The organism is Micromonospora sp. ALFpr18c (assembly GCF_008868155.1).
GTDB lineage: Bacteria > Actinomycetota > Actinomycetes > Mycobacteriales > Micromonosporaceae > Micromonospora.
In genome coordinates this window covers 18,534-44,221 of the sequence record NZ_WBKR01000024.1, presented here as the reverse complement: position 1 = coordinate 44,221, position 25,688 = coordinate 18,534, and the positions used below count along the sequence as shown (strand labels likewise).

Sequence of the window (25,688 nt, the reverse complement as noted above, 5' to 3'; positions counted from 1 at the left end):
TGACGGGGTGACCGTCAGGTCGGCCGGCGCGGGCAGGCCGTCCTCCTGCTCGACCGGGTCGCGGTGCCGGCGGCGCCAGCCCTGCCCCGTCGTGTCCCCGGACCGGTCGTCGTCAACCGGCGCGGTCGGTGCCAGCCGCAGGGCGGCGGCGAACAGGACGCAGGCGACGAACGCCATCACCAGGCCGCGGCCGTACTCGATCCGGAAGTTGTCCTCCGACGCGTAGAAGTAGTTCCGTTGACCGGAGTCCTCCAGAGTCGCCGCCGCGGCGACCAACAGCGCCAGCAGGGCTCCGGCCAGGGTGAACCCGACCAGCCGGGCGTTCTGCCGGGCGGCCGCCGTGCCCCGCAGCGCCAGCGCCACGGTGCAGACCAGACCCAGCAGACCGACCAGGTAACCGATCCCGAAGCCACCCACGTCGGACACCCCGGCGGGCACGTCGATCGAGGTGGAACCGGACGGGCCGCCGTTCGGCAGGGTCATCACCAGCCACTCACCGACCATCGAGGCCACGCCGGCCACCGCCCCGAGCCCGGCGGTCAGCACGGGCAGCCGGGGATCCCGGGTGAGCCCGGCCAGGGACCGGTCGAACCGGCGCGCCGGGGGCGGATCGTCGGCACCCCACTCGATCACGGCCGGGCCGTCGGACCGGTCGCCCTGCCGTGGGATCGGCAGCTCCTCGGACATCGGCCATCCTTCCGCCGGTCACGGACCTGCGTCGAATCATGGCACAGTCGACGGCAGGTGACCCGAATCGCAGGGCGGGCGTCGGTGCCGGTCGGTCGCCCAGCGGTCACCTTTCCGCTAGCGTTCTGCTCATGCCAATCCGTACCGCTTCAGCACAATGGCAGGGCAACCTCACCGAGGGCTCCGGCACCGTCCGCACCGGTAAGGGCGGCCTGTCGGGCAACTACTCCTTCAAGTCGCGCTTCGAGGAGGGCGAGGGCACCAACCCCGAGGAGCTCATCGCCGCCGCGCACTCCGGCTGCTTCTCGATGGCGTTCTCCAAGGCGCTCGCCGACGCCGGCTCGACGCCGACCTCCGTCGAGACCACCGCCAAGGTCCACCTGGACAAGACCGACGCGGGGATGACCGTCACCCGGATCGAGCTGGAGACCGTCGGTCAGGTGCCGGGCATCGACGACGCCGAGTTCCAGAAGCTCGCCGAGGCCGCCAAGGCGAACTGCCCGATCTCCCGCCTGCTCTCGCCGGGCGCCGAGATCACCCTCACCGCGCGCCTGGCCTCCTGAGCCGGGCGACCCGCACACCGCACGTTCACGGAAGGGAGCCTCCGCCGCTCCCTTTCCGTGAACGTGCGGACTCCCGGCAACGGTCATTCAACAGGCGCGTCGGGCACAATGGGCGAGGTGCCGGTGGAGATGAGCCGTGAGCGCTTCGAGGAGTTGGTCGGCGAAGCTCTCGACGAGGTGCCCGAGGAACTGCTCGGCCTGATGAACAACGTGGTGATCCTGGTCGAGGACGACCCACCACCGGGCGAGGCCGAGCTGCTCGGCCTCTACGAGGGCCACGCGCTCACCGATCGCGGCTGGGACTACTCCGGCGTACTGCCGGACCGGATCTTCATCTACCGCCGTCCGATCCTGCGGATCTGCGACGACGACGAGGACGTCATCGACGAGGTGGCGGTCACCGTGGTGCACGAGATCGCCCACCACTTCGGCATCGACGACGCGCGGCTGCACGCGCTGGGCTGGGGCTGAACCGCGCCGCGCCGCTCGGCCGATGGTCCGTGGTTGCCGTGGTCGCCTACCGTCGGTGCAGCGAACGCGAACCTATTCGGGAGGCCCTTTCATGCGCAGCGAGCTGTTCTCCGCGGAGAACCTGGAGAAGGAGTCCGCGCAGCCCGGCATGCGGCTGCAGAACTCCAAGATGTTGAAGATCGAGCTCAACGGCGAGGCGATGGCCCGGGTCGGGTCGATGGTCGCCTACCAGGGCAACGTCCAGTTCCAGGCGCTCGGCTCGGGTGGGCTCGGCAAGTTCCTCAAGCAGAAGCTCACCGGCGAGGGCGTCCCGCTGATGAAGGTCACCGGTCAGGGTGACGTCTTCCTCGCCGAGCTGGCCAAGGACGTGCACATCATCGACCTGGAGCCGGGCGACGCGCTCTCCATCAACGGCTCCAGCGTCCTCGCCTTCGACTCCACCCTCCAGTACGACATCAGGATGGTCGGCGGTGCCGGGATGGCGTCCTCGTCCGGCCTGTTCAACTGCGTGTTCAGCGGCTACGGCCGGATCGCCATCACCACCAAGGGCACCCCGGTCGTGCTCAACGTGGACGCGCCCACCTACGTCGACCCGCAGGCCGCCGTCTGCTGGTCGGCCAACCTCCAGACCGGCTACCACCGCGCCGAGCAGCTCGGCCTCGGCACGTTGCTGGGCCGCCGCACCGGCGAGTCGTTCACGATGAGCTTCGCCGGCCAGGGCTTCGTGGTGGTGCAGCCGTCCGAGGAGCCGCCGATCATGGGCAGCGGCCAGCAGCAGCAGGAGGGCGGTCTGCTCGGCAGTCTGCTGAGCTGACCACACCGGTGCGGGCGCTCCCGGGCCACCGGGGGTGTCCGCACCTCCGCGGTCAGCTCAACTCGCCGGTGCGCAGCCGGGCCAGCCAGGCCGCCGCGTCCGCGTAGTCGACGTCGGACAGACCGGCCGGCGCCGGCACCGGCCGCTCACCCGCCGCCGCGGTCCAGCGGTGCCGGGGGTACGAGCCCAGGAAGCGGACGTCGGCACAGACCCGGCGCAGCCCCTGCAACGCCTCGCCCAGCCGTACGTCGGCCACGTGCCCCGTGCAGTCCAGGAAGAACACGTACCGGCCCAGGGCCTCGCCGGTCGGCCGGGACTCGATCCTGGTCAGGTTGACCCCCCGGACAGCCAGCTCCATCAGCACCGACAGCAGCGCACCGACCCGGTCGTGGGCGATGTAGACCGCGAGCGAGGTCAGATCGTCGCCGGTCGGCGGCGGAGGCGGCCCGGGGCGGGACACCAACGCGAACCGGGTCACCGCGTCGGGATGGTCGGCAATCTTGTCGGCGAGCACGGTGAGCCGGTGCCGGGTCGCCCCGATCGGCGCGCAGATCGCCGCGTCGTACTCGCCGGACCCGGCGCCGGCGGCCGCCGCGCCGTTGGAGAGCACGTCGACCACCACCGCGTCGGGCAGGTGGTCGCGCAGCCAGCCCCGGCACTGGTTGGACGCCTGCGGATGCGCCGCGACGGCACGGACCGAGGTCAGCGAGGTGCCCGGCTGCGCGCCGAGCACGAACTCCACCGGCAGGACCACCTCCCGGCTGATCACCAGTGGCTCGCCCTCGGCCATCTCGTCGAGGGTGACGCCCACCGCGCCGCCGATCGAGTTTTCCAACGGCACCAGCGCGGCGTCGGCGTCCCCGACCCGGACGTGGTCCAACGCCTCCCCGACGCTGCGTGCGGACGTACGGGTGCCGCGTTCGGCGGCGGGGATGGTACGCAGGGCCTGCTCGGCGAAGGTGCCCTCCGGACCGAGGTAGACGAAACGCGTCGGTGGTGTTCCCGGCATGTCGACCAGCCTACGCACCCGGCCCGATGGCCGGGCCGGCGTCGCAGGCGAGCGTCCGGATCCCGGTGGGGCCGGTGGCGCGTACCTCGATGGTGCACACGTCGGTGCCGGCGGTGACCAGCTCCGGTGCGGTCGGTCGACCCCGGGTGACGACCTGAAGCTCCTCGTGCCCGGTCACGTCGAGCACCGTGTACTGCCAGTCGGCGGCGCAGAGCGGGCCGGTGCGGACCTGGACCCGCACGTTGGGCGGCAGCACATCGGCCTGCCCGCGCAGCAGTTCCACGACCCGCTGTCCGGTCGGCCCGTTCCGGCAGGCCGTGGCGACCAGCCCGGCGTCCGGGGTGGCCGACGGGGTGCCGAACGGCGGTAGGGACGGCGCGGTGGTGGGCGTGGTGCCGGGAGTGCGCGTCGGGGCCGCCGTCGGGGATCCGGTGCCGGTCGGCGCCGCGCCCGGGTTCCGTAGTTCGGGTGGGGTGCCGCAGCCGGTCACCGCACCGATCGTGAGCAGCGCGAGGGTCGCCGGCAGCACGGTGTGTGTCACCGCCCGCGATGGGGTGGACGCGCGGCGGCGTGGGGTGAACGGCACGGGCCGATCCTCGGGACATCGGGAGTTCGTCGTGGCCGGGGCGGCCGAGCCCATCGTAGGGGGAGCGGCGGGCCGGGTGAAGGTCAGCCGAGGACCCGGTGCCCGGCGCGCTCCAAGGCGGCCGTGCCCTCGGCCAGCCGGACGGCCGGCACCAGCACGTAATCGGTGTCGAACGTGGAGAAGGTGACCACGCTGACCCGGGCCTCGGTGAGCGGGTTGACCAGCGCGGCCAGAGTGCCGGCGCCGGCCACGTCCGCCGGGCCGGCGACCCGCAGACAACGCCACGCCGTCTCCACCACGGCCTGCGCGGGCACCCGGTCGGTCGGGCAGATCACCGAGATCCCGTCGGCGGTCCAGCTCACGGTGATCACGTCGGCGCGGCCCAGCCCGCTCGTCAGCTCGTGCGGCAGGGCGGCGCCGGCGGCCAACCGGCACACGGCGTACTCCCCCGGCAGCAGAGCGATGTCGAGCATGAGGGCACCCTACGGCCTCGATGCGGGCCGGCCCCAGCATCGCCGCGTGCGGCGAGTGACACAACACGCCGCAGGTCAGACCTCGGAGAAGAAGGTGAGAGAGCCAGCCACGGCACCGTCGGCGTGCACCGGCGTGGAGATCGCGTCGACGGTCGCGTCGGAGCTGTCCGCCGAGGCGGCCTGCACCCGGAGCAGCCCGCGGGCGAGTCGGCCGGAGGAGAGCGCCAGCAGGGGCGGGATCTTGTCGATCTCGGCCTCGGTCAACTCGCCCCGGTTGGCGGTGAAGTCCAACAGGCGCAGCCCGCCGTCGAGCAGCGGCCGCCCGATCAGGCCGTCCGGCTCGCCGAGGCAGAGCAGCTCGCAACCGGCCGTGGAGATCGCCACCACCAGAGTGTCGGCGTCGATCAGCAGGCAGGGCTCGTCGGCCCGGCACACCGTCGAGGACCACTGACCGAAGTTGTCGAGCCCCGGCTCTGTCGAGGCCCGCGCCGCTGGCACGAACACTTCCGAGAGCGAAAGTTCGACGTGGGCCACCGAGCCTCCTATGTACACCGAGGGACTGTCCACGCTAGCGGGTCGCCGACAGAACCACCGAGCGCACCGGGTCGCCGACCGCTCTGGCTGGACCGGGGCGGCCGGTGACGGCGCGGAGACCGGTGGGTGAACGGGGAGACCGGAGCCGCGTGGCGTCGCCGGTGACGTTACCGGTGGTGGGCCGGCTTGTCAGCGGCCGTTCGGCCCTCCTCATACCACTGGTAGTCGGCCGTTGGAGGGTACGTGCCGTTCAGCCAGGTCGCCGGGTGCTGTGCGACCCGGGACAGCTTTTCGGCGGTGGCCGGGCTGATCCGGCTGCCACCGGCCACGAGGAGCCTGTCCAACTCCCGGTGGGTTGCCATCAGGCAGTCCTTCGGGAGGCCGTAGACGCTGATCACGCCGGAGCCGACGAAGGTCAGCACCGGCGTGACCGGGACGGCCAGCCCCACGGCGTCGGACAGGGCCTTGCTGGCACGCTTGGCGTCCCGGCGGGCTTCGGCCACGTACGGCGGCCGCTTGCCGTTGATCTGGACGACGTCCCCGGCGACGAGCACGCGGGCCCGGCCGTGGTCGGCGATGGTCACCGCGAACAGGCCGCTGGGCCCGATGGCGAGGAACCCGGCGCGCTCGTCCTGGGTGCGGTCGAGCAGGACATCCGTCATGTCGGTGCGGGGCCACTCGATGACGTGCCAGGCCGGCCCGAGATGATCGAGCTGGCCCAGCGCCCGTGCTCCGGCCGCCTCCAGACGACGGGCACCGCGCTCGGCCCGACGACGGCGGGCCCACTCGAGCGGTGTCGGACGGACCGGTTCGAGAGCCCCGGGCGAATCGACGCGGGGGTGGGGCACCGCGACGGGCGGCAGTGCCCGTGCGGACGGTACGGCTCGTCGTGCGGGAAAGACAGTCATCGCGACCTCCGGCAAAAGGTCCCTCGGTTATGTCCTCACTACCCTACGTTGCCACTCCCGGTGTTCGGCAAGCCGGAGCGCCGGAGTGACTGTGGATGAATGCCATATTCATCCACAGTTCTTTTCTCGGATGCCGCCAAACCCTGCCCTACGCTGCGGGGGTGACCCACTACGTCGACAGTGAAGTCGGCCGGCTCGGCACCGTACTGCTGCACCGGCCCGGCCCGGAACTGGCCCGGCTCACCCCCCGCAACAACGACTCGCTCCTGTTCGACGCGATCCCCTGGGTGGGACGCGCCCAGGAGGAGCACGACGCGTTCGCCGCCGCGCTGCGCGACCGCGGTGTCGAGGTGCTCTACCTGGCGACCCTGCTGACCGAGACGCTGGCCGTCACGGACGCCCGAGCCGAACTCACCGAGCAGGTGCTGCGTTCCCGGCGGCTGGGCGACACCCTGCGCGCCCGCGTCGCCGACCACCTCTCCTACCTCGACCCGGCCGCGCTGGCCGACGTGCTCACCGCCGGCCTGGCCCACGAGGAACTGCGGATCAGCTCCGAACGGCCGGGCGGGTTGGTCTACACGCTGATGGACCGGCACGACTTCGTCATCGATCCGCTGCCCAACCTGCTGTTCACCCGGGACTCGTCGCTGTGGATCGGCGACCGGGTAGGCGTCACCAGCCTCGCCATGCCGGCCCGCCGCCGGGAGACCACCATCACCGACGCCATCTATCGCCACCATCCGCGCTTCGCCGGCACCGAGTTCGTCTACCGGCCGAACCTGGAGCACCTGGAGGGCGGGGACGTCCTGCTGCTCGCCCCCGGCGTGCTGGCCGTCGGCGTGGGCGAACGGACCACCCCGGCCGGCGCGGAACGCCTCGGCCGGCAGGTCTTCGCCGCCGGGCTCGCCCACACCATCCTGGTGGTGCCGATCGCCCAGAAACGCGCCACCATGCACCTGGACACCGTCTGCACGATGGTCGACTCCGACGCCGTGCTGATGTATCCCAACATCGCCAGCACGCTCTCCGCGTACACGGTGATCGCCGGCGCGGACGGCGAGGACCCGCGGGTGGACGGCCCGGCGCCGTTCCTCCGGGCCGCCGCCGACGCGATGGACCTGGACCAGCTACGGGTCATCGACACCGGGCTGGACCCGGTGACCGCCGAACGCGAGCAGTGGGACGACGGCAACAACACCCTCGCCCTGGCGCCCCGGCTCTGCGTCGGCTACGAACGCAACACCGAGACCAACGCCCAACTGGAGCGGGCCGGCATCGAGGTGATCCCGATCGCCGGATCGGAGCTGGGCTCCGGCCGGGGCGGCCCACGCTGCATGTCCTGCCCGATCACCCGCGACCCGCTGCCCGTCGCCGGGTGAGCGGGTCGGCGGGGCTCCGCGCCGGGTGAGCGGGTCGGGCTCAGCGCAGGGTGAGCTGGCGGCCGAGCAGCCCCTGTCGGGCGCGCCGGCCGGCGGCGTCCAGCGGGTCGGTGGCGGTGAGCGCCTCCGCGTACCGCTTGGCGAACTGCGCCACCGGGTCCTCCCAGTCGGTCGCCGGAGTGTCCTCCGGCAGGTCCCAGACGGGCACCAGACGGCCGTGCGCGCGGAACATGCCGGCGAACTTGGTCTGCTCGCCGAGCGTCAGCGAGCCGGCCGCGCCGAGGCGGGCCAGCGCGTCCAGGGCGGCGTCCTCGTCCTCCGGCAGCACCCAGCGAACGTGTGCCTTCTCCGGGACCTGGCACCAGTACGCGGCCTTCGCCGCGGTCAGCCGCACGGTCGGGTAGATGGCCGCGTTCGCCCGCTCCAGGGACGCCTGGACGGTCGGGTCGTCCGCCGCGCCGGGGTCGAGCCAGAACTCGAACCCGTCGTGCATGCTGACGTCCAGCGGGCCGTCGACGAGGATGTCCTGCAGGCGGGGGCCGGGGCCGGGCAGCGGTGGGACGGCCACCGGAGCGCCCGGCTCGGTCCGCAACGCGCTCAGCAGCGCCTCGGCCAGATCCCGCGAGACGTCGCCGGACTGCTGGTGGCGTTGCAGACCGATCAGCACCCGGCCGTCCGGCTTCGTCATCGCCGGGGCGGCCATCGGCAGCACGGTGGCCAGCGTGGCGGGCCGGTCGCCGAACTCCTCGACCAGGGCGGGCGCCAGCCGCAGCGGCGCGGAGGCGGCGGGCACCAGCTCGCGCAGCGCGATCCACTCGGGCTCGTCGATGAGCCCCTCGAACGGTCGCGGCACGAAGATGTCCCGCACCTTGTCCCGACGGGGGGTGCTGTCGGCGGCGGCCCGTTGGCTCTTTCGACGCTTGCTCACGGCGTCACAGCCTAGAGGCCCGACCGGCTCGTCGTGGGCCGGACCCGCCCCGACGGGTCGTTCAGCCCGCCACCACCAGGTCGGGCCGAGGTGTGGGGGTCGGGTCGAACTCCGCCCAGACGCGCTGGCCCATGCCGTCGCGCTCGACGCCCCAGCGGGTGGCCAGGCCGGCCACGATGTGCAGCCCGCGCCCGTCCGCCGCGTCCGGGCTGGCCGTGCGCAACAGCGGGCCGGCACCCGCGCCGCCGTCGGTCACCCGCAACTGGATCCTCGGGCCCTCGGCCGAGGGCCGCAACCGCCAGGCCACCCGGACCACACCGCCCGGCAGCGGCCGGGCGTGCCGTACCGCGTTGCCCACCAGCTCGGCGAGGACCGCGATCAGATCCGCGAGAAGAGTCGGGGGTACGACGTCGGCCAGCTCGTCGGCGAGCCGGTGCCGGGCCAGCCGTGCCCCGGCGGGATGGTGGGGCACCACCACGCACCACGCCCGTTCCCTCGCTGCCGCTGCCACCGTCGCCTCCACGTCGCGCCACCGCCGGTCAACCGCGCGGTAGCCGCACCTCTGCGACCGTACCGCCGCCGGTCCTCGGACGTAGGGATACCCATCCATTCTGCTGTTCAACGATCCGGCGGACGAGATAGAGCCCGAGACCCGCTCCCGGATAGCCGCGGCGGTCGCCGGACTCGCCCTGCCAGAACCGGTCGAAGGCCCGCTCCACGTGGTCCGGGCGGATGCCGATGCCCCGGTCGCTGACCCGGAACGCCACCAGCTGACCGTCGACCCCAGCGGTGACCTCGATCGGAGAATCCGGTGGCGAGTACTTGCCGGCGTTCGTCGCCAGCTCGGTGAGCACGGTGGCGAGGCTGGGCCGGTGGCCGAGCGCCTTGGGCAGGTCGGACGGGAGACGGAGCACCAGCCGGCGGCGCAGCTCCGCCGGCTGGTCGATGACCGCGGCGCGCAGCGCCTCACCGAGGTCGAACGGGGTGGGCGGGTCGTCCCCGGGCCCCGCCTCGGCAGCCGAGGAGAGCAGCCGGTCGACGAGGCGGGCCAGCTCGTTGGCACGCTGCCCGATCACCCGGGCGGCCTGTCGCCGGTCGACGTCGGTCAGCGACTCCCAGTGGTCGGTGAGGGTGTCCGCGTACCCCTTGATGACGGTGACCGGCGTCCGTAGCTCGTGGCTGGTCACCGCGACGAACAGGTCCCGGTCGTGGTCTCGGCGCTGCTGGCCGGTGATGTCGCGGAAGGTCACCACCCGCAGCGCGCCGGGGCCGGGCAGGTCGCCGGAGGTGATCCGCAGCCACCGCCCGTCCGGCAGCAGGTGGTCGCGGACCTGGCCGGAGGGTGGCAGCGGGAACGGCAGCGGACGGCTCAGCGCCTGCTCGGCGGATCGGCCGGTGACCTGTGCGGCGGCGGGGTTCCACAGGTGGACGTGACCGTCCCGGTCGACCACGGCCAACCCGTCGGCGAGCGCCGCCGCCACCGGCCCGTCGCCGTGCACCGGCAGCCCGCTCTGGTCGCCGTACATGTGCCCGATGCAGGACGCGAGGTAGGCGACCACCCCCTGCCGCTCGGCCCCCGGCTCGTCGTCGTTCGGGTAGAGCGCGTGCAGGCTCCCGACGGTGTGCCCGTCGATCTCGGCCCGGGACACCACCATCCGGCGCAGGCCGCTGCCGGCCAGCTCACCGGCCAGTTTGCCGTTGAGGTGCTGCACCCGGACCTGGCGTACCCGCGGGCCGGACAGCAGGCAGACGGTGTCCGGGTCGTCGACGGCCAGCGGACGGCCGAGGGCCCACTCCGCCGCGCCGGTCGCGGCGATCACGCGACCGCCGGTCGGGCCGAACTCGACGAAGGCCATCCCGGTCGCGCCGAGCGCCGGCTGGGCGACCCGCAGCAGTTGGGTGAGGACGGGCAGGCCGGCGTCACCAGAATTGATCATCTCGATGACGACGGTGTGGCCGGCGATGAGAGCGGGGAAATCGATACGCTCCGGCATGTGCCGAGTCTGCCCCGTCGACCCGGATTTGGGCACCCCCGCGGGTCGCCGACGGTCAACGGTCCAGCCGGGCCAGGGCGTGCGCCGGGCGGTCGGTGATGATCCCGTCCACCCCGGCGGCCAGCACCAGCTCCAGGTCGGCCGGTTCGTTGACCGTCCAGACGTACACCTGGTTGCCGGCCGCGCGCAGCGCGGGCAGCAGGTGCGGACGGGCCCGGACCAGACCGATGCCCGGCCCGGCGATGCGGGCGCCGAACGGCAGCCGACCCAGCCGCAGCCACGGCGGCAGCACCTCCAGCAGGAGCACCGTGGGCACCGTCGGGGTCAGCTCCCGGATGCGGCGGATCGCCAGCGGGGAGAACGACATCACGGTCACCTGGACCGGGTCGTCCGGTGCCGGGTCGGCCAGCCCGTAGCGGCGTAGCAGGTCGACCAGACGCCGTTCCACGGCCGAGCCGTAGCGGGACGGGTGCTTCGTCTCCACCAGCAGCCGCACCGGGCGGCCGGCGGCCAGCACCGCCTTCAGCAGCCGGGCCAGCGTCAGCAGCCGAGTGTGCGACTCGTCCGGCGGCAGGTCACCGTCGGCCGCGCTGCCCGGATGCCAGGAACCGAAGTCCAGTGCCTCCAACTCGGCGAGGGTACGCGCGCTGACCAGACCGCGACCGTTGCTGGTGCGGTCCAGTCGCCGGTCGTGCACGCAGACCAGATGCCCGTCCCGGGTCAGCCGGACGTCGCACTCCAGGCCGTCCGCGCCCTCGTCCAGGGCACGCAGGTACGCGGCGAGGGTGTGCTCCGGCAGGTCGTACGAGGCGCCGCGGTGCGCGAAGACTTGAGGCCCGCCCATCTCGACCGCCTCAGATGACCTGGCCGGGCTGCCCGTTCGCGTCGACCACCGGGCGGCCGACGGCGGCCCACTGGCGCATCCCGCCGTCGGCGTTACGCACCTGCTCCCAGCCGTTGTTCGTCAGGTAGGCGACGACCTGGGCGGAACGGCCGCCGGAGCGGCAGATGACGGCCACCTCCCGGTCGGTCGGCACCTCCGCCAGCCGCGCCGGCAGTTCCATCATCGGCAGGTGGTGGGCGGTGGGGGCGTGGCCGGCCGCCCACTCGTCGTCCTCCCGCACGTCCAGCAGGTAGGTGTCGTCGGCGATCTCGGTCACGGGCACGGTGGGAACCTGGGGTCCGAACACAGGAAGCAACACTAGATCCTCATCGGCCGGATCGGCACCGACCGGGCCGTCGACACCGTCACAGCCGGGACACCCAGCGCGGGTTGGCCTGGGCCCAGGTGGGCACCCGTGTCCCCCGTACGGCCTCGAAGAGCCCGTTGCCCCCGTTGTCCAGGACCACGTACGACACCTCGTCGATGGTCTGCGGCGACGAGGGCACCTGGATGCCGCGCATCCCGTCGGGCGGCAGCGCGCGCAGCGCGAGGAGCAGGTCCTCGAGGGGTACGCCGTTGGTGTCGACGGTCAACGAACCGCCCACGGCCCGGAGCACCTGGTCCAGTTTGATCGGGTTGCTGCGCAGGTCCGCACTGCCGGCGCTGTCCAGCATCGCCCGGAGCAACTGCTGCTGGTGGTGCTGCCGGTCGTAGTCGCCGCCGGGCAGGTCGTAGCGCTGCCGTACGTAGTCCAGCGCCTGTGCGCCGTCCATCCGCTGGCAGCCGGTGGGGAAGACCCGGTTGGTGTGGATCGAACGGACCTCGGTGTCCACGCACATCTCCACTCCGCCGAGCAGGTCGATCACCTTGCGGAAGCCGGAGAAGTCGATCAGCGCGGCCCCGTCGAACCGGATGCCGGTGAGCCGGTTCAGGGTGCTGGACAGCAGGCGGGTGCCGGCCTGTCCGCCGCCGCCGTGCTCGTACGCCGCATTGATCTTGTCCGGGCCGCCGGTGAAGCCGTTCGCGGGTGGGATGGCGACCAGCAGGTCGCGGGGGATGGAGACCAGGTACGCCTCCCGCTGGCCGGCGGGCACGTGCACGATGAGGATGGTGTCGGAGCGTTGGTCCGGTTCGCTGCTCCCGGCGCGTCGGTCGGTGCCGACCAGCAGGTAGTTGAGCGGCCCGTCCAGGTCGGTGCGGTCGGTGCGGGCGCCGGGGTCGAGCAGTTGCTCCTTGGTCACCGTGCGGTCGTACCGGTTGGTGAGCGTCTTGAGGCCGATCACGGCGAGCCCGGCCAGCAGGACGAGGGCCAGGCCGATGCCGAGCAGGATCCGCGACCCGCGGGCGGTACGCGGCCGGGCGGATGGGGCCGTGCCGGCCCGACCCGCCGCGTTCCGTCCGGACCTGGACGTGACCGCCTCCCCGCAGCCGATACGTGAAACCTGCTCACGTAAGACTACGGAGGGTGACGGGGTCCCCGCGGTGTTTCCGCGACTTCAGGCCGCCACCGTGGCCGTCACTTGCGGGTGGACATCACCTCGGGGTGAGTGAAGATGAACTCGGCCAGTTTGTCCTGCTTGACCGCCTGGAACATCTCCATGGTCTCGGGGCTCAACGCCTCGCTGCCCTGGCCGTTGCTGTTGAAGGTGCCGTTGTTGGTCTTCAGCATGGTCAGCTCGTTCGCGGTCACCCCGCGCATGGTGAAGATCAGATCCTCGATCTTGGCACCGCCGGTGTCCAGCACGAACGCCTTGCCCGCCGCCTTGATCAGCTGGTTCAGCTTCGCCGGGTTGGTCAGCGTGCCGCCCTCGGTGGCCTTGCGGGCCATCGCCTTGATCAGCTGTTGCTGGTTCTGCTGGCGGTCGTAGTCGCCGCCGGGCAGCCCGTAGCGCTGCCGGGCGTAGTCCAGGGCCGCCCAGCCCTCCATCTGCTGGCAGCCCTTCTTGTGCACCACCGGCGTCATCTTCTTGCCGGTCTTCTTGGCGTCGGCGTTCCACATCGGCTTGCCGTCGACGAACGACATGTGCTTCGACTTGACCTCGTGGCTCACACAGATCTTGACGGTGCCGAGGGTGTCGATGACGTTCTTGAAGCCGCCGAAGTTGATGATCGCCGCGCCGTCGAAGCTGACGCCGGTGAGCCGCTTGATGGTCTGCGCCATCAGCTGGGCGCCACCCTCCCAGCCGCCGCCGTTGCGGGCCCCGGCCTGGAACGCCGCGTTGATCTTCTCGGTGCTTCCGGTGAAGCCGCTCTTCTTGAACGGCGGAATCTGGGCCTGGGTGTCGCGCGGAATGGAGATCAGGTACGCCTGATCGTGCGAGGCCGGGATGTGCAGGATGATGATGCTGTCCGAACGAACGTCGTCGGCGGCCCAGCGCTCCCGCGCGTCCACGCCGAGCAGCAGCATGTCGATCGAGCCGTCCAGGCTCGCCCCGCCCTCGGCGTCGGACTTGCCGGCCTCACCGAGCAGGTTGCGCTGGGCGATGTCACCGGTCGCCTGCCCGATCAGCACCTTGCCGCCGACGATGGCCGCGCCGCTGCTGAGCATCAGCACGGCACCGAAGATCACGGTCAGCCGCGCCCAGAGGGGATCCTTGCGTCGGCTCCGCTTCTTAGCCGGCCCACCGCCGCCCGTCCGGCCGCCACCGCCGCCGGGTGGACGCCCACCCGACCCGCCGCCCGAGCGGCCCGGCTGCACGGGTATGGACGCGCCGATCCGGCCGCTGGGGGCGGCGGACCCGGTGGACGAAGGGCGACGACTGGCCTGAACCGGCATTCGTGCTCCAGCTCGTGATCAGGAGGGGGCGGCACCACTGTACGTACATCGATTCGACTTGGCGAGTTCATCACCGGTCCATCCGGACGGCAATTTCCGCGATTCGGTCTATCGTCGCCATTCGATTGCTCAATCGGTGGGCAGGCGGTTACCCGCCGTCGCTGCCCTCCGGCGGATTGGCCTTGACCCAGTCCGCCATGGTGTCGGCCGACATCGCGCGGTACATCGCCAACGCCTTCTCCCGGTCGGAAACCACCACCGACTCGCCGTCGATCGTGTCGCTGCCCGAGTTCGGGCTGGTGACGAAGGTGAGGTTCTGCCCACGCAGGTTGCGGAACTGCAGCGCCATGTCTGTAACCGAGAAACCCTGGTCCACGGTTACGGCCGCGGTCACCGACTGGAGGAAGTCGTTGAGCTTTTTCGGGTTCGCCAGCGTGCCCGTGCTCGCCGCCTTGTCCATCAGAGCGCGGAGAAACTCCTGCTGGTGCCGCATGCGGGCGAAGTCCCCGTCCGGGAACTGCTTGCGCTGCCGGATCCAGTCCAGTGCCTCCGCGCCGTCCATGTGGTTGGTGCCCTTGGTGAACGTCCGGTACGGCTTGTGGATCGAGGTGATGGTCCGCTCCACCTTCAGGTCCACCCCGCCGAGGGCGTCGGTGACCTCCTTGAAACCGCCGAAGTCGATCGCCATCACGTGGTCGATCCGCACGTCGGTGAAGCACTCCACGGTGCGTACCGCCAGCGGCAGCCCACCGAACGCGAACGCCGCGTTGATCTTCGCGCGTTGACCGGAGCCGCAGTCGGCGCCGGCGCTCTTCGGGATCGGCACGTACAGGTCACGGGGGATGGAGACCAGGTAGGCCGACTGGTGATCGGCCGGGATGTGCATCACGATGATCGTGTCGGCCCGCCACTGGCTCTTGGTGTCGACCGGCGCGTCCGGATCGCGCGAGTCGCTGCCGACCAGCAGGATGTTCAGCGCGCCCTCGACGGACTTGACCGGCCGCCCCCCGGTGATCTCCGCGAACGGGTCGGTGCGGGCCAGGTCACCGTCGAGGTTGCGGGCGTACAGCCACGCGCCGACGCCACCGAGCAGCGCGAGGACCAGCACCGCCACCCCGGCCACCAGGCCGATCCGACCCCAGCGCGGCCGGGGACCGCGCCGGCCCGACCCGCCGTTGCCACCCGGGCCGACGGGTCCTCTCGGCCCCACCGGGCCACCAGGGCGGAGCTGCTCCTCGTCGGGTGACGGGTACCAGCGTGCCTCGGTCGGGCGGGCACGCCCGGAGGCGCCCCGGCCGGGGCCGGGCACCGAGGCGCGCCCGGCGCTGCGGTGCAGGTGCGGGTGCGGAACGCCGGCAGACGATGTCGCTGACATGTAACTCAGGGTACGTAGCGGGAGCCAATCCCGCCTTCAGGCGACACTCAGCGATCGGCCGTCCGCTGCCGACCGGTTACCCTAGCCGCGCCCGGAAGTACTCGATCGTGCGTCGCAGGCCGTCCTCGGGTGCCACGGTCGGCTCGTATCCGAGCAGTTCCCGGGCGAGAGTCAGGTCCGGTCGACGCATCTCGGGGTCGTCCGCGCTGCGGGTGATGTAGGTCACCTGGGAGCTGCTGTCGGAGAGCGACACGATCAACTCGGCGAGTTGCCGCATGGACATCTCGTGTTCGGTGCCGCAGTTGACCGGGCCGGTCTCGGTCGAGTCGAGCAGCAGCAGGATGCCGCGCACCAGGTCCTCGACGAAGCAGATGGACCGGGTCTGGTTGCCGGTGCCGTGCACGGTGATCGGCTCGCCGCGCAGCGCCTGGGAGATGAAGGTGGGGATGGCGCGGCCGTCGTCCGGGCGCATCCGCGGGCCGTACGTGTTGAAGATCCGGACGATCGCCGCGTCGAGCCCGCGGTAGCGGTGGTACGCCATCGTGGCCGCCTCGGAGAAGCGCTTCGCCTCGTCGTAGACGCTGCGTACCCCGATGGGGTTGACGTTGCCCCAGTAGGTTTCGCGCTGCGGGTGCTCCTTCGGGTCCCCGTACGCCTCGGAGGTGGAGGCCATCAGGAACCGGGCGCCGTCGGCCGTCGCGCGCTCCAGCAGGTGCAGGGTGCCCACCGAGCCGACCCGCAGGATCTCCACCGGCAGTTGGGCGAAGTCGGTGGGGCTGGCCGGCGAGGCCATGTGCAGGATCGCGTCGAACCGCTCGGCCAGCGCCGGGTGGTGGGTCGGCAGGCCATCGGAGATGTCCGCCTCGACCAGGGTGAAGGTTGGCCGGTCCAGCAGGTGGGCGACGTTCTCCTTGGAGCCGGTGACGAAGTTGTCCAGGGCCACCACCGTGCAACCGCGGGCGATCAGGGCGTCCACCAGGTGCGACGGGACGAAACCGGCCCCACCGGTGACGAGGACACGGTGACCGGGACCGAAGCGCTCAGCAACCTTCATGCCGGTCAGCCTACCGACCGCCGTGAACAGCAAGAGGCCCCCTGTTGACGCGTGGCGTCGACAGGGGGCCCGATGCGTCGATCAGTGTGCGCCCGAGCCGGTGAGGGCACGCACCTCCAGCTCCGCGTACTTGTCCTCGTCGTGCTCCTTGGAGATGAGGGTGCCGATCCACCCGCAGAGGAAGCCGAACGGGATGGAGATGATGCCCGGGTTGGACAGCGGGAACCACTGCCAGTCGTGGTCCGGGAACATCGAGGTCGCGGCGCCCGAGACCACCGGTGAGAAGAACACCAGCAGTACGGCCGAGAGCAGACCGCCGTAGATCGCCCACACCGCGCCGGAGGTGTTGAACCGCCGCCAGAACAGGCTGTAGAGGATCGCCGGCAGGTTGCCCGAGGCGGCGACCGCGAAGGCCAACGCCACCAGGAACGCTACGTTCAGGTTCTGTGCGTAGATCGACAGCAGGATGGAGATCGCGCCGATCACCAGGGCGGAGATCCGGGCGACCCGTACCTCCTGCCGCTCCGACGCCTCGCCCCTCTTCACGACGTTCGCGTAGAAGTCGTGCGCCAGGCTGGACGACGAGGCCAGGGTCAATCCGGCGACCACCGCCAGGATGGTGGCGAAGGCGACCGCCGCGATGATCGCCAACAGGGCGGCGCCACCCAGGTCGCCGCCGAAGAAGTCGATACCGAGCGCCTCGGCCAGCTGTGGTGCCGCCGTGTTGCCGGCCTTGTCCTGCGCGGTGATCGCCTGGCTGCCCACCAGCGCCGCCGCACCGAAGCCGAGGGCCAGGGTGAGCAGGTAGAAGGTGCCGATGATGCCGATCGCCCAGAGCACGCTCTTGCGGGCCGCCTTGGCGGTCGGCACGGTGTAGAAGCGGATCAGGATGTGCGGCAGGCCGGCCGTGCCGAGCACCAGGGCGATGCCCAGGGACAGCAGGTCGACCTTGTTGTAGAAGGTCTGTGTCGCGTTACCGGCCACTTCCACGCCGTACCGCAGCCCGGGTTCGAGGAAGGCGCTGCCCTTGCCCGAGGAGGCGGCGGCGTCGCCGAGCAGCGACGACAGGTTGAACTTGTACTTCGCCAGCACCAGCAGGGTCATCAGGAGCGCGCCACCCATCAGCAGGAACGCCTTGACGATCTGCACGTAGGTGGTGCCCTTCATGCCACCCACGGTGACGTAGATGATCATCAGGGCGCCGACCATGATGATGGTGGCCACCTTGGCGGTGGCCGCGTCCATGCCGAGGAAGGTCGTCCCCGGCCGGATGCCGAGCAGCAGCGCGACCAGCGCGCCGGCGCCCACCATCTGCGCCAACAGGTAGAAGATCGACACCGTGATGGTGGAGACCGCCGCGGCCGTCCGCACCGGCCGCTGGCGCATCCGGAACGCCAGCACGTCGGCCATCGTGTACCGGCCCGAGTTGCGCAGCAGTTCCGCCACCAGCAGCAGCGCCACCAGCCAGGCGACCAGGAAGCCGATCGAGTAGAGGAAGCCGTCGTAGCCGTAGAGCGCGATGATGCCGGCGATGCCGAGGAACGAGGCGGCCGACATGTAGTCGCCACCGATCGCCATGCCGTTCTGGAATCCGGAGAACGACCGGCCGCCCGCGTAGAAGTCGGTCGCCGTCTTGGTCTGCCGGCTGGCCCAGATGGTGATGGCCAGGGTCACCGCCACGAAGACCAGGAACAGCGTGATGGTCAGGTTGCGGGCGGTGTGGTTGCCCGCCTCGGCAGCGAGGAGCAGGTCAGCCGCGTGGACCGTTGTCATGGGTCACCTCCCCGATCTCGGCACGGATGCGGTCGGCGACCGGATCGATCTTCCGGTCCGCGTACCGCGAGTACAGCCAGGCGATCAGGAACGTGGAGACGAACTGGAGCAGGCCGAAGACCAGCGCGACGTTGATGTTGCTGCCGAACAGCTTCGTGCCCATGAAGTCCCGGGCGTACGCGGAGAGAATGACGTAGAGCGCATACCACAGGAAGAACGCGACGGTCATCGGGAAGACGAAGCCGCGCAGCGCACGCCGCAGCCCGGCGAACTCGTCCGACCGTTGTACGGCCAGGTACTTGTCCGACTGGGAAGCGGCCGGAGCGGGTGTGTCCGTGGACATCTGTGGATCACCACCTTCACAGGCGTCAGGGGAGTTTCGCGCACCGTAGAGAGCGCGCTCCCCGCCGGGAAAGGCCGAGATCGACCCCGGTCGGCGAGTGCGCTGAGCGGTTGACTGGCTGCGCCGAGTGACCCAGATCACCCCGGTGACCGGTCGATCGACTCTGGTGATCGTGCGGCCGCCCGCTCAGCCCGGCAGCTCGTGGTAGCGACCCCGGTAGTGCAGCAGCGGAGAAGTGTCCTCGGCCAGGTCGACCGCCTCGATGGTGGCCTCCACCAGCAGTGCCCAGCCGTACTCCCGGGCCGTGTCCAGCCGGCAGCCCACCCAGCCGCCGGCGTCCCCCGGCACCGGCCCGTACGGCGTGTCGGTCCACGTACCGGTGGCGAAGAGCCCGCCCGGGGAGGGGAAGAGGCCGGCGAACCGGTCGGCGAGCTGCCGGTGTGGCGGGCCGAGCGGCGCGACCGCGAACCGACCCGCGTCCTCGACGGCCGCCCACAGGTCGGACTCCGCGTCGATCAGACCGAGCAGCCGATTCGGTTCGCCCTCGGCGACCAGAGTGGACGATACGGTCAGCCCGGCCGGCCCCGGCGCCGTCCAGAGCGTCACCGGCGCGGCGAGGCGACCGCGCAGCCGGCGGACCGGCGACCGCTGCCCGGTCGGCACGGCGAACGGATCGGTGTGGTGGATCTCGGCACCCGGCTCATGATTCACGTGAAACATTGTGCCGCCCCGACCCCGCGCCCAACCCAGGAAGCGCTGGTGCAGGTCGGCGGGGCGCCCGTTGAGCAGGGCGAGCTGATCGCCCGCCTCCGCCATCATCGTGCCCAGGTAGACCAGCAGCCCGGTGCGGTCGTGCCGGTACTCGGCGAGCAGCGCCAGTCGGGCCGGCTGGCACGGCCAGGGCGCGCCACAGCTGCGACACCGCCAGAGCGGCCGCATCGGCAGGTGCGGCCGGCTCACCACCGTGCTCCAGCCGGCGTGCCCGGCCGGCCGCCGCTCGGCTTGGTCGGGGGCGGGCAACTCCCGATTGAACGTGATGCCTGTGAGTCATAAATATGCCGCACAGTCATCACGTTCGTGGTGGCATGACGGTCCCCGCCGCGACCGGCCGCACACGTCACCACCGGCCACGGTTCGCCCGCCAGGTCTGCGCCGGCGTCAGCCAGCCGGCCCGACCTGGTCGCGGCACGGCGACCGTCGGCCCGTCCGCCCAGGTGGGTGGTCGATTCGGCGGGCCCGCCGACCACCCCGATCCGGTCGCGCCCGGCACTGTCGCCGGTGCCGCGGCCTTCCCCTTCCGGTACGACCACCGCGCCCCGATCCTGCCCCGGATGAACCCGGCCATGGCTGATCTCCTCCCGGTCGACGGGGCCGCCCCGACGGGGGATGACCGGGGCGGCCCGGACGCTGGACCGGCCGCCGGGACATCGCCTCCACCGGCCGGGCCGCGCGTCCTCCACCCTGGACGCCCGGCCGTGGGCAGGGGAGGATTCCAGGGCTTACTACTCAGCGCGGTCACGTACTTACCGGAGAGGTAAGGATGAACATCGAGATGTGGGTGCGGGCGTTGAAGGCCGCCCGAGCCGGTGCCGAGATGTCCCAGGAGGCGTTGGCGACGGCCACCCGATGGAGTCCCTCCACGGTGGCGGCCATCGAGACCGGTCGGCGTCGACCGACCATGGAGTTCGCGGTCGCCGCCGCCGACGCCCTCGCCACCGGCGGCCTCCTCGCCGAACTACTCAGGGCCGCAGACCAGGATCGCGGGCCTTCCTGGTTCGCGCAGTGGCGCGGATACGAGCAGCGGGCCACTCGTCTACGCGCCTTCGAGGCATGTCTCGTGCCCGGCCTACTCCAGACCGAGGAGTACGCCCACGCGGTCATCTCAGCGGGAGGGCTGCATCCGCCGAGCGTTGTCGACGAACTCGTTGCGGTCCGGCTGGAACGTCAGAAGCTGTTGTCCCGGGATGTACCACCGCACTGCGTCTTCATGGTTGACGAGATGGGCCTCCGCCGACCGGTGGGTGGTCCTGCCGTGCTCGATGCCCAACTCGGTCGGCTGCATGAGGTGGCGGATCTGCCATTCGTCCGAATACACGGGATCCCACTGGCCGTGGGCGAGCATGTCGGCCTCGGCGGTGGCTTCGTGCTCGCTGATCTGCCGGACGGAGACAGGGCCCTCTACCTGGAGAATGCCGTCCGCGGACACGTCATGGACGACCCCGAAATGATCGCCTTGATCGATCGCAAGTGGGATAGCCTGCTCGGCGAAGCACTCTCCACCGGCGCCACGCTGGATCTGATCCGGAAGCTGAAGGTGACGCAATGACGATGAGCGAGCCTTGCTGGCGCACGTCCACCCGGTCGACCGACTCTGGCGGCAACTGCGTCGAGGTGGCGGACAACATGCCCGGCGTGGTGCTGGTCCGGGACAGCAAGGATCGTTCCGGCCCGATCCTCACCTTCGCGCCGTCCGCCTGGCGTGGCTTCGTCGCCGACGCTGCCCAGCCCGGGAGCCGGCGCGCCGGTTAACGGCGCGGGGTGACGGTGGCCAGCAGTTCCGGCTGGCGGCGGTCCAGTACGTCGCCGGCCAGGTACGCCCCCAGCAGTGCCGCGCCCAGCCCGTACCCGATGCCGACCGGCAGGGCCAGCCAGAGCCACGCGTCGCCGAGCAGCGCGGCGGCCACCACCATCGGCACCGCCGCGACCGCCGAGGTGACCATGGCCAGGATGGTGAGCAGGCCCTTCGCGACACCGGCGCCGCTGTTCATCGCGAACGGATTGCTCGTCTCCGGCAGCGAGTACGCCCCGAGCACCGACACGAAACTGTTCACCGCCAGCCCCGCGCCGTAGGTGGCGGCCAGGCTGCCCGTCGTCAACCCGATCCACGACGGTCGGCCGAGCACCACCGACAGCACCACGGCGACGACCGTGAGCATCGGCAGCACGTACAGCGAGAAGGCCGTCATGCGCGCGCGCAGCTCCACCCGGCCGGGCACGCCGGCGACCACGTTCGCGGCGTACGCGCTGCCGTCGAAACCGAACTGGTTGGCCAGGGTGACCGAGGCGAGTACGCCGACGAAGAGCATGGAGATGGTGACCACGACCGGTGAGCTGTCGGCGACGCCCGCGGTCAACCCCGCGCCGTCCGTGGCCGCGAAGTCCCCGCCCGTCACGTTGATCACCACGGGCACGAAGATGCCGACCACCGCGATGGTGATCAGGTTCGCCCGTCGGCGGGCGTCCCGCCACCAGTAGCGGGCCTCCCGGGCGACCAACGCGCCGAACCGGTCCCGGCGGGCCCAGCCCGCGAGTCGGGGAAACAGCTGGCCGACCGCGCCACCGGTGGCACCGCGCCGCGTCGGTGCCTTCCCGGCGCTCACCGCGCCCACCATCGCCGACTCCAACGACCGCGACCACCAGACCAGCAGGGCACCGATCGCCGCGGCCGTGATCAGCAACTTGACCGGGGCGGCCCAGACCCGGCCCTGCGCCACGTCGATGCCGGCGGTCCACGGTGCACCGAACGGCGTCCAGGCGACGACCGTCGCCACTCCGGTCAACCGGCTCCAGTCCGCCTCGCGCAGCGCCGCGAGGCCGAACACCTGCAACGGCCCGAGCAGCGCGGCGGTCACCGCCAACAGCACGGCCGCCAGGTCACGTACCCGCCGTGACCGCAGCATGGACGCGAAGGCGCTGGTCACCGCCCGGCTCGCGGCCACGCAGAGCAGCAGCCCACCCAGCACGCCGACGATGGCCACCAGGCCCGCGGACCAACCGCCCAACGCCCAGGATGTGAGCACCAGCCCGAACGAGGCGACCAGCACCGCCAGCACCGGCACGCTGACCAGGGCCGCGGCGAACAGGCCGGTGACCAAGGTGCGTCGGGTCAGCGGCAACAGCGCGAACCGGGCCGGATCCAACGTCTCGTCGACCCCGAAGAAGACCAGCGGCAGCAGCAGCCAGCCGAGCACCAGCAGCCCACCACCGGCCGCCGCGACCAACACCGCGTACCGGCCGTTGCCCGTCATGCCGGGCGCGGCGAAGAGGAAGAAGCCGCTGACGGCGAACCACAGCCCGACCAGCGCACCGCCGATGAACAGGGCGATCCGCCAGCCCTGACCCCGGAAGTTGTTGCCCATCACCCGCAGCTTGAGCCGCACGAAATGCCCGGCGGAGACGGGTCGGACCGGCGCGGCGGGAGCGGCGGCGGCACTCACCGGGAAAGCCACGACAGCTCCTCACCGGTCGCGGTACGCCCGCCGACCACCTCGACGAAGACCTGCTCCAACGAGCGGTCCCCGCGTACCTCGGAAAGGGTGCCGACCCGCTTGATGGTGCCCCCGGCGAGGATCGCCACGTGCGAGCAGAGCCGTTCGACGACCTCCATCACGTGGCTGGAGAAGACCACCGTGCCGCCGCCCGCCGCGTACCGGGTGAGGATGTCCCGGATCAGCGCGGCGGAGACCGGGTCGACCGCCTCGAACGGCTCGTCCAGAACCAGCAGCCGGGGACCGTGCAGCAGCGCGCAGGCCAGCCCGATCTTCTTCTTCATGCCCGCCGAGTAGTCCACCACCAGCGTCCGGCCGGCGTCGCCGAGCGCCAGCACGTCCAGCAACTCCGCGGCCCGCTGGTCGACCACCGCCGGGTCCATCCCCCGCAACAACCCGTGGTACGCCAGCAGCTCCGCCCCGGTCAGCCGGTCGAACAGGCGCACCCCGTCGGGCATCACGCCGAGCAACCGCTTGGCCGTGACCGGGTCCTGCCACACGTCGTGCCCGAGCACCCACGCCGAACCGGCATCCGGCCGCAGCAGCCCGACCGCCATCGACAGGGTGGTGGTCTTGCCGGCGCCGTTCGGGCCGAGCAGGCCGTAGAAGGAACCGGCGGGGACGTCCAGGTCGACGCCAGCCACCGCGATCGTGCCGTCGAACCGCTTGGCCAGGCCACGCAGTGCGAGCGCGGGGTGCTCAACAGTCATGAGGCGACGTTATCCGTCGATCGCCAGTTCCGCCCTCCGACGGTGGACGGACCTCGATCATCCTGGAGTCGTAGTGGTCACAGGCGGACAGCTTCCGGGGTGTGCAGGCGGAGCATGGTGGCCGCCACGTCGCCGGGGGCACGCCGGCGGGTGGCGATCGACACCGCGACCATCACGGTGAAGGCCAGCGGCACCGTCCAGGCGGCCGGTTGCGCGGTCAGCGTGGCCGGCCAGCCGGACAGCGGCGGCCCGAGCACGATGACCAGCACCGCGCCGATCGCCGCTCCGCCGCCGGCCACCACGCCGGCGGCGGCGCCCACGTCGGTCAGCCCACGCCACCAGATGCCGAGTACCAGCAGCGGACAGAAGCTCGACGCGGCGACCGCGAAGGCCAACCCGACCACCTGCGACACGTCCAGCCCGGAGACGTGCAGCGCCAGCACCGCCGGCACGCCGCCAGCGATCACCGTCGCCAGCCGGAAGCCGCGTACCGAGCCACGGCCCAGCACATCCGTCGAGATCACCCCGGCGACGCTGGTCAGCAGCCCGGACGAGGTGGAGAGGAAGGCCGCGAACGCGCCAGCGGCGACCAGCGCGGCGAGCAGCCGCCCGACCAGTCCGTCGCCGAGGGCCGCGCCGGGCAGCAACACCACCACCGCATCGGTCTGCCCACTGATCAGCAGGTGCGGCGTGTAGATCCGGCCGAGCACCCCGTACAGGGTGGGCAGCAGGTAGAAGGCACCGACCAGCGCCAGCACGACCAGGGTGGTCCGGCGGGCCGCCGCGCCGTCCGGGTTGGTGTAGAAGCGCACCAGCACGTGCGGCAGGCCCATGGTGCCCAGGAACGTGGCCAGGATCAGCGAGTACGTGGCGAACAGGCCCCGGTCGTCGTCACCGGCGGCGCTGGGCAGCAACCAGTCGCCGGCGTCGGTGGCCGCCCCGGACACCCCCGGTACCGGGTCACCGGCGGCGAAGGTCAACTCGTCGCCGGGGCGTACCTCTCGGATCTCACCGTCGGGCAGCGTGAGGGTCGCGCGGTGCTCGACCACGACGGTGGTCGCGGCCCGGAACGTCGGCCCGTCGGGCGGGGTCACCGCCGGGCGGCCGTCGGCCTGCCACTGCAACGCCAGGAAGATCACCGGTACGGCGAGAGCGGTCAACTTCAACCAGTACTGGAACGCCTGGACGAAGGTGATCGCCCGCATCCCGCCCAGCGCCACGTTCGCGGTGACCACGGCCGCGACCAGGAGGGCACCGACCGGGTAAGGGGAGCCGGCCACCGTGGCCAGGGTCAGCCCGGCACCCTGGAGCTGCGGCACCAGGTACAACCAGCCGATGAAGATCACGAAAGCGGTGGCGAGGATGCGCAGCCGCCGCGACCCCAGCCGCAGCTCGCAGAAGTCGGGCAGGGTGAACGCGCCGGAACGCCGCAGCGGAGCCGCCACGAACAGCAGCAGGGCCAGGTAGCCGGCGGCGAACCCGACCGGATACCAGAGCACGTCCACGCCGTACTTGAGGACGAGGCCGGCGATGCCGAGGAAGCTCGCCGCCGACAGGTACTCCCCGCCGATGGCGGCGGCGTTCCACGTCGGACTGATCGCCCGCGAGGCCACCAGGAAGTCGGAGGTGGTGCGGGCCAACCGCAGCCCGTAGAAGCCGATCCCGACGGTGACCAGGGTGACCGCGACGATGGCCGGGACCACGAAGTCGTTGCCCACCTCAGCGCTCCGGCCGCTGCACCAGGTCGGTGAAGTCCTGCTCGTTGCGCTCGGCCAGCCGCACGTACGCCCAGCCCACCCCGATCAGGAACGGGAAGGACGCCACACCGAGCAGCAGCCAGGGCAGGTTGACGCCGGCGACGGTCGTCCGGCCGAGCGACGGCGCGATGGCGAACAGCCAGGGCAGCCCGCCCAGCCCGATGGCCACCACCAGCGAGAGTCGCAACGCCAGCGCGAGCTGGGCGCGGACCAGGCCGCGGACCAGCGCCTCACCCACCTGGGTCTGCTGCGCCAGCTCGGCGCGGGTCCGCTCGGCGCGGCTGTCCTGCCGGGTGATGTCGGCCAACACGATCCGGGCCCGCCGGGGTGGCGGGACCGCACCGCCCGACCCCACGTCAGGGAGTTGCTTGGCCACCCCGGCAGTCTGGCCCGCCCTGCGCGA

General features: G+C 71.6%; 28 protein-coding genes. 6 read left to right on the top strand and 22 right to left on the bottom strand.

Features of this window, described 5'->3' with window-relative positions:
* A partial coding sequence (locus F8271_RS07545) for a hypothetical protein (protein WP_151488928.1) occupies window positions 1-687 on the bottom strand: 687 nt, incomplete at its 3' end.
* Window positions 688-818: 131 nt separating this feature from the next.
* Here F8271_RS07545 and F8271_RS07540 point away from each other — a divergent pair.
* The 3 genes from F8271_RS07540 to F8271_RS07530 all read left to right on the top strand — a co-directional run bounded on the left by F8271_RS07540 (window position 819) and on the right by F8271_RS07530 (window position 2,535).
* A complete protein-coding gene (locus tag F8271_RS07540) occupies window positions 819-1,250 on the top strand; it encodes an OsmC family protein (RefSeq protein ID WP_151488927.1) in 432 nt (143 codons plus the stop codon).
* Between the two features lie 123 nt (window positions 1,251-1,373).
* On the top strand, window positions 1,374-1,721 hold the full coding sequence (locus tag F8271_RS07535; protein WP_192580183.1) for a metallopeptidase family protein: 348 nt from the start codon (window positions 1,374-1,376) through the stop codon (window positions 1,719-1,721).
* A 91-nt stretch (window positions 1,722-1,812) separates the two neighbouring features.
* Window positions 1,813-2,535 (top strand): AIM24 family protein, encoded by a 723-nt coding sequence (locus tag F8271_RS07530; protein WP_151488925.1) that lies wholly within the window; start codon window positions 1,813-1,815, stop codon window positions 2,533-2,535.
* Window positions 2,536-2,587: 52 nt separating this feature from the next.
* On the opposite strand, the gene pheA is transcribed toward F8271_RS07530, so the two are convergent.
* From pheA to F8271_RS07505, 5 genes are all read right to left on the bottom strand, one after another.
* The gene (gene pheA, locus F8271_RS07525) at window positions 2,588-3,544 is read right to left on the bottom strand and encodes a prephenate dehydratase (protein WP_151488924.1); all 957 of its coding nucleotides are present in this window, start codon (window positions 3,542-3,544) and stop codon (window positions 2,588-2,590) included.
* A 10-nt stretch (window positions 3,545-3,554) separates the two neighbouring features.
* Window positions 3,555-4,130, bottom strand: coding sequence for a hypothetical protein (locus F8271_RS07520; RefSeq protein ID WP_225854221.1), 576 nt, complete (start codon window positions 4,128-4,130; stop codon window positions 3,555-3,557).
* Between the two features lie 83 nt (window positions 4,131-4,213).
* Entirely contained in the window at window positions 4,214-4,603 is a 390-nt protein-coding gene (locus tag F8271_RS07515; RefSeq protein WP_151488923.1) for an ACT domain-containing protein, read from the bottom strand.
* A gap of 75 nt (window positions 4,604-4,678) precedes the next feature.
* A complete protein-coding gene (locus F8271_RS07510) occupies window positions 4,679-5,137 on the bottom strand; it encodes a hypothetical protein (RefSeq protein ID WP_151488922.1) in 459 nt (152 codons plus the stop codon).
* A gap of 167 nt (window positions 5,138-5,304) precedes the next feature.
* Window positions 5,305-6,045, bottom strand: a complete 741-nt coding sequence (locus F8271_RS07505; protein WP_151488921.1) for a hypothetical protein — start codon at window positions 6,043-6,045, stop codon at window positions 5,305-5,307.
* A gap of 161 nt (window positions 6,046-6,206) precedes the next feature.
* On the opposite strand from F8271_RS07505, the gene F8271_RS07500 reads away from it, so the two are divergent.
* Window positions 6,207-7,424, top strand: coding sequence for an arginine deiminase (locus tag F8271_RS07500; protein ID WP_151488920.1), 1,218 nt, complete (start codon window positions 6,207-6,209; stop codon window positions 7,422-7,424).
* Window positions 7,425-7,464: 40 nt separating this feature from the next.
* Here the strand turns inward: F8271_RS07500 and F8271_RS07495 are convergent, their stop codons facing one another.
* The 12 genes from F8271_RS07495 to F8271_RS07440 all read right to left on the bottom strand — a co-directional run bounded on the left by F8271_RS07495 (window position 7,465) and on the right by F8271_RS07440 (window position 19,489).
* Window positions 7,465-8,352, bottom strand: a complete 888-nt coding sequence (locus F8271_RS07495; protein ID WP_151488919.1) for a DUF5926 family protein — start codon at window positions 8,350-8,352, stop codon at window positions 7,465-7,467.
* Window positions 8,353-8,413: 61 nt separating this feature from the next.
* A complete protein-coding gene (locus F8271_RS07490; RefSeq protein WP_225854223.1) occupies window positions 8,414-8,830 on the bottom strand; it encodes an ATP-binding protein in 417 nt (138 codons plus the stop codon).
* A 61-nt stretch (window positions 8,831-8,891) separates the two neighbouring features.
* Complete coding sequence (locus F8271_RS07485) at window positions 8,892-10,346, bottom strand: ATP-binding protein (RefSeq protein WP_151488917.1); 1,455 nt, start codon at window positions 10,344-10,346, stop codon at window positions 8,892-8,894.
* A 55-nt stretch (window positions 10,347-10,401) separates the two neighbouring features.
* Complete coding sequence (locus F8271_RS07480; RefSeq protein ID WP_151488916.1) at window positions 10,402-11,190, bottom strand: glycerophosphodiester phosphodiesterase family protein; 789 nt, start codon at window positions 11,188-11,190, stop codon at window positions 10,402-10,404.
* Window positions 11,191-11,200: 10 nt separating this feature from the next.
* Window positions 11,201-11,536 (bottom strand): rhodanese-like domain-containing protein, encoded by a 336-nt coding sequence (locus F8271_RS07475; RefSeq protein WP_151488915.1) that lies wholly within the window; start codon window positions 11,534-11,536, stop codon window positions 11,201-11,203.
* Between the two features lie 58 nt (window positions 11,537-11,594).
* Window positions 11,595-12,557: an LCP family protein gene (locus F8271_RS07470; RefSeq protein ID WP_192580182.1), complete on the bottom strand. Its 963-nt coding sequence runs from the start codon at window positions 12,555-12,557 to the stop codon at window positions 11,595-11,597.
* 188 nt (window positions 12,558-12,745) lie between these two features.
* Window positions 12,746-13,798 (bottom strand): LCP family protein, encoded by a 1,053-nt coding sequence (locus tag F8271_RS07465; protein ID WP_225854219.1) that lies wholly within the window; start codon window positions 13,796-13,798, stop codon window positions 12,746-12,748.
* Window positions 13,799-14,153: 355 nt separating this feature from the next.
* Window positions 14,154-15,380 carry an LCP family protein gene (locus tag F8271_RS07460; protein ID WP_151488912.1) on the bottom strand — a complete coding sequence of 409 codons (1,227 nt, stop codon included), beginning with the start codon at window positions 15,378-15,380 and terminating at the stop codon, window positions 14,154-14,156.
* A gap of 76 nt (window positions 15,381-15,456) precedes the next feature.
* Entirely contained in the window at window positions 15,457-16,434 is a 978-nt protein-coding gene (locus F8271_RS07455; RefSeq protein WP_151488911.1) for an NAD-dependent epimerase/dehydratase family protein, read from the bottom strand.
* An 81-nt stretch (window positions 16,435-16,515) separates the two neighbouring features.
* Window positions 16,516-18,207 (bottom strand): cation acetate symporter, encoded by a 1,692-nt coding sequence (locus F8271_RS07450; protein ID WP_151488910.1) that lies wholly within the window; start codon window positions 18,205-18,207, stop codon window positions 16,516-16,518.
* Window positions 18,185-18,550, bottom strand: coding sequence for a DUF485 domain-containing protein (locus F8271_RS07445; protein WP_151488909.1), 366 nt, complete (start codon window positions 18,548-18,550; stop codon window positions 18,185-18,187). The genes F8271_RS07450 and F8271_RS07445 overlap by 23 nt, the downstream gene beginning before the upstream one ends.
* A 186-nt stretch (window positions 18,551-18,736) precedes the next feature.
* The gene (locus F8271_RS07440) at window positions 18,737-19,489 is read right to left on the bottom strand and encodes a flavin reductase family protein (RefSeq protein WP_151488930.1); all 753 of its coding nucleotides are present in this window, start codon (window positions 19,487-19,489) and stop codon (window positions 18,737-18,739) included.
* A 601-nt stretch (window positions 19,490-20,090) separates the two neighbouring features.
* On the opposite strand from F8271_RS07440, the gene F8271_RS07430 reads away from it, so the two are divergent.
* On the top strand, window positions 20,091-20,876 hold the full coding sequence (locus F8271_RS07430; protein WP_151488907.1) for a helix-turn-helix transcriptional regulator: 786 nt from the start codon (window positions 20,091-20,093) through the stop codon (window positions 20,874-20,876).
* Window positions 20,873-21,079 (top strand): DUF397 domain-containing protein, encoded by a 207-nt coding sequence (locus tag F8271_RS07425; protein WP_151488906.1) that lies wholly within the window; start codon window positions 20,873-20,875, stop codon window positions 21,077-21,079. Before F8271_RS07430 ends, F8271_RS07425 begins: the two co-directional genes overlap by 4 nt.
* Here F8271_RS07425 and F8271_RS07420 read toward each other — a convergent pair.
* From F8271_RS07420 to F8271_RS07405, 4 genes are all read right to left on the bottom strand, one after another.
* On the bottom strand, window positions 21,076-22,779 hold the full coding sequence (locus F8271_RS07420) for an ABC transporter permease (RefSeq protein ID WP_192580180.1): 1,704 nt from the start codon (window positions 22,777-22,779) through the stop codon (window positions 21,076-21,078). The two genes, F8271_RS07425 and F8271_RS07420, sit on opposite strands and share 4 nt — an antisense overlap.
* The gene (locus F8271_RS07415; RefSeq protein WP_151488905.1) at window positions 22,764-23,528 is read right to left on the bottom strand and encodes an ABC transporter ATP-binding protein; all 765 of its coding nucleotides are present in this window, start codon (window positions 23,526-23,528) and stop codon (window positions 22,764-22,766) included. The genes F8271_RS07420 and F8271_RS07415 overlap by 16 nt, the downstream gene beginning before the upstream one ends.
* 77 nt (window positions 23,529-23,605) lie before the next feature.
* Window positions 23,606-25,246: a cation acetate symporter gene (locus F8271_RS07410; RefSeq protein WP_151488904.1), complete on the bottom strand. Its 1,641-nt coding sequence runs from the start codon at window positions 25,244-25,246 to the stop codon at window positions 23,606-23,608.
* A gap of 1 nt (window position 25,247) precedes the next feature.
* Window positions 25,248-25,661 (bottom strand): hypothetical protein, encoded by a 414-nt coding sequence (locus tag F8271_RS07405; RefSeq protein WP_225854217.1) that lies wholly within the window; start codon window positions 25,659-25,661, stop codon window positions 25,248-25,250.
* Between the last annotated feature and the right edge of the window lie 27 nt (window positions 25,662-25,688).

Excerpts from the sequence above, each read along its gene's own strand:
- F8271_RS07460 (WP_151488912.1), bottom strand. The coding sequence starts at position 15,380 with ATGTCAGCGACATCGTCTGCCGGCGTTCCGCACCCGCACCTGCACCGC.
- F8271_RS07515 (WP_151488923.1), bottom strand. The coding sequence starts at position 4,603 with ATGCTCGACATCGCTCTGCTGCCGGGGGAGTACGCCGTGTGCCGGTTG.
- F8271_RS07440 (WP_151488930.1), bottom strand. The coding sequence starts at position 19,489 with ATGCGGCCGCTCTGGCGGTGTCGCAGCTGTGGCGCGCCCTGGCCGTGC.
- F8271_RS07480 (WP_151488916.1), bottom strand. The coding sequence starts at position 11,190 with ATGGGCGGGCCTCAAGTCTTCGCGCACCGCGGCGCCTCGTACGACCTG.
- pheA (WP_151488924.1), bottom strand. The coding sequence starts at position 3,544 with ATGCCGGGAACACCACCGACGCGTTTCGTCTACCTCGGTCCGGAGGGC.
- F8271_RS07540 (WP_151488927.1), top strand. The coding sequence starts at position 819 with ATGCCAATCCGTACCGCTTCAGCACAATGGCAGGGCAACCTCACCGAG.
- F8271_RS07445 (WP_151488909.1), bottom strand. The coding sequence starts at position 18,550 with ATGTCCACGGACACACCCGCTCCGGCCGCTTCCCAGTCGGACAAGTAC.
- F8271_RS07505 (WP_151488921.1), bottom strand. The coding sequence starts at position 6,045 with ATGACTGTCTTTCCCGCACGACGAGCCGTACCGTCCGCACGGGCACTG.
- F8271_RS07430 (WP_151488907.1), top strand. The coding sequence starts at position 20,091 with ATGAACATCGAGATGTGGGTGCGGGCGTTGAAGGCCGCCCGAGCCGGT.
- F8271_RS07425 (WP_151488906.1), top strand. The coding sequence starts at position 20,873 with ATGACGATGAGCGAGCCTTGCTGGCGCACGTCCACCCGGTCGACCGAC.
- F8271_RS07415 (WP_151488905.1), bottom strand. The coding sequence starts at position 23,528 with ATGACTGTTGAGCACCCCGCGCTCGCACTGCGTGGCCTGGCCAAGCGG.
- F8271_RS07485 (WP_151488917.1), bottom strand. The coding sequence starts at position 10,346 with ATGCCGGAGCGTATCGATTTCCCCGCTCTCATCGCCGGCCACACCGTC.
- F8271_RS07530 (WP_151488925.1), top strand. The coding sequence starts at position 1,813 with ATGCGCAGCGAGCTGTTCTCCGCGGAGAACCTGGAGAAGGAGTCCGCG.
- F8271_RS07455 (WP_151488911.1), bottom strand. The coding sequence starts at position 16,434 with ATGAAGGTTGCTGAGCGCTTCGGTCCCGGTCACCGTGTCCTCGTCACC.
- F8271_RS07450 (WP_151488910.1), bottom strand. The coding sequence starts at position 18,207 with ATGACAACGGTCCACGCGGCTGACCTGCTCCTCGCTGCCGAGGCGGGC.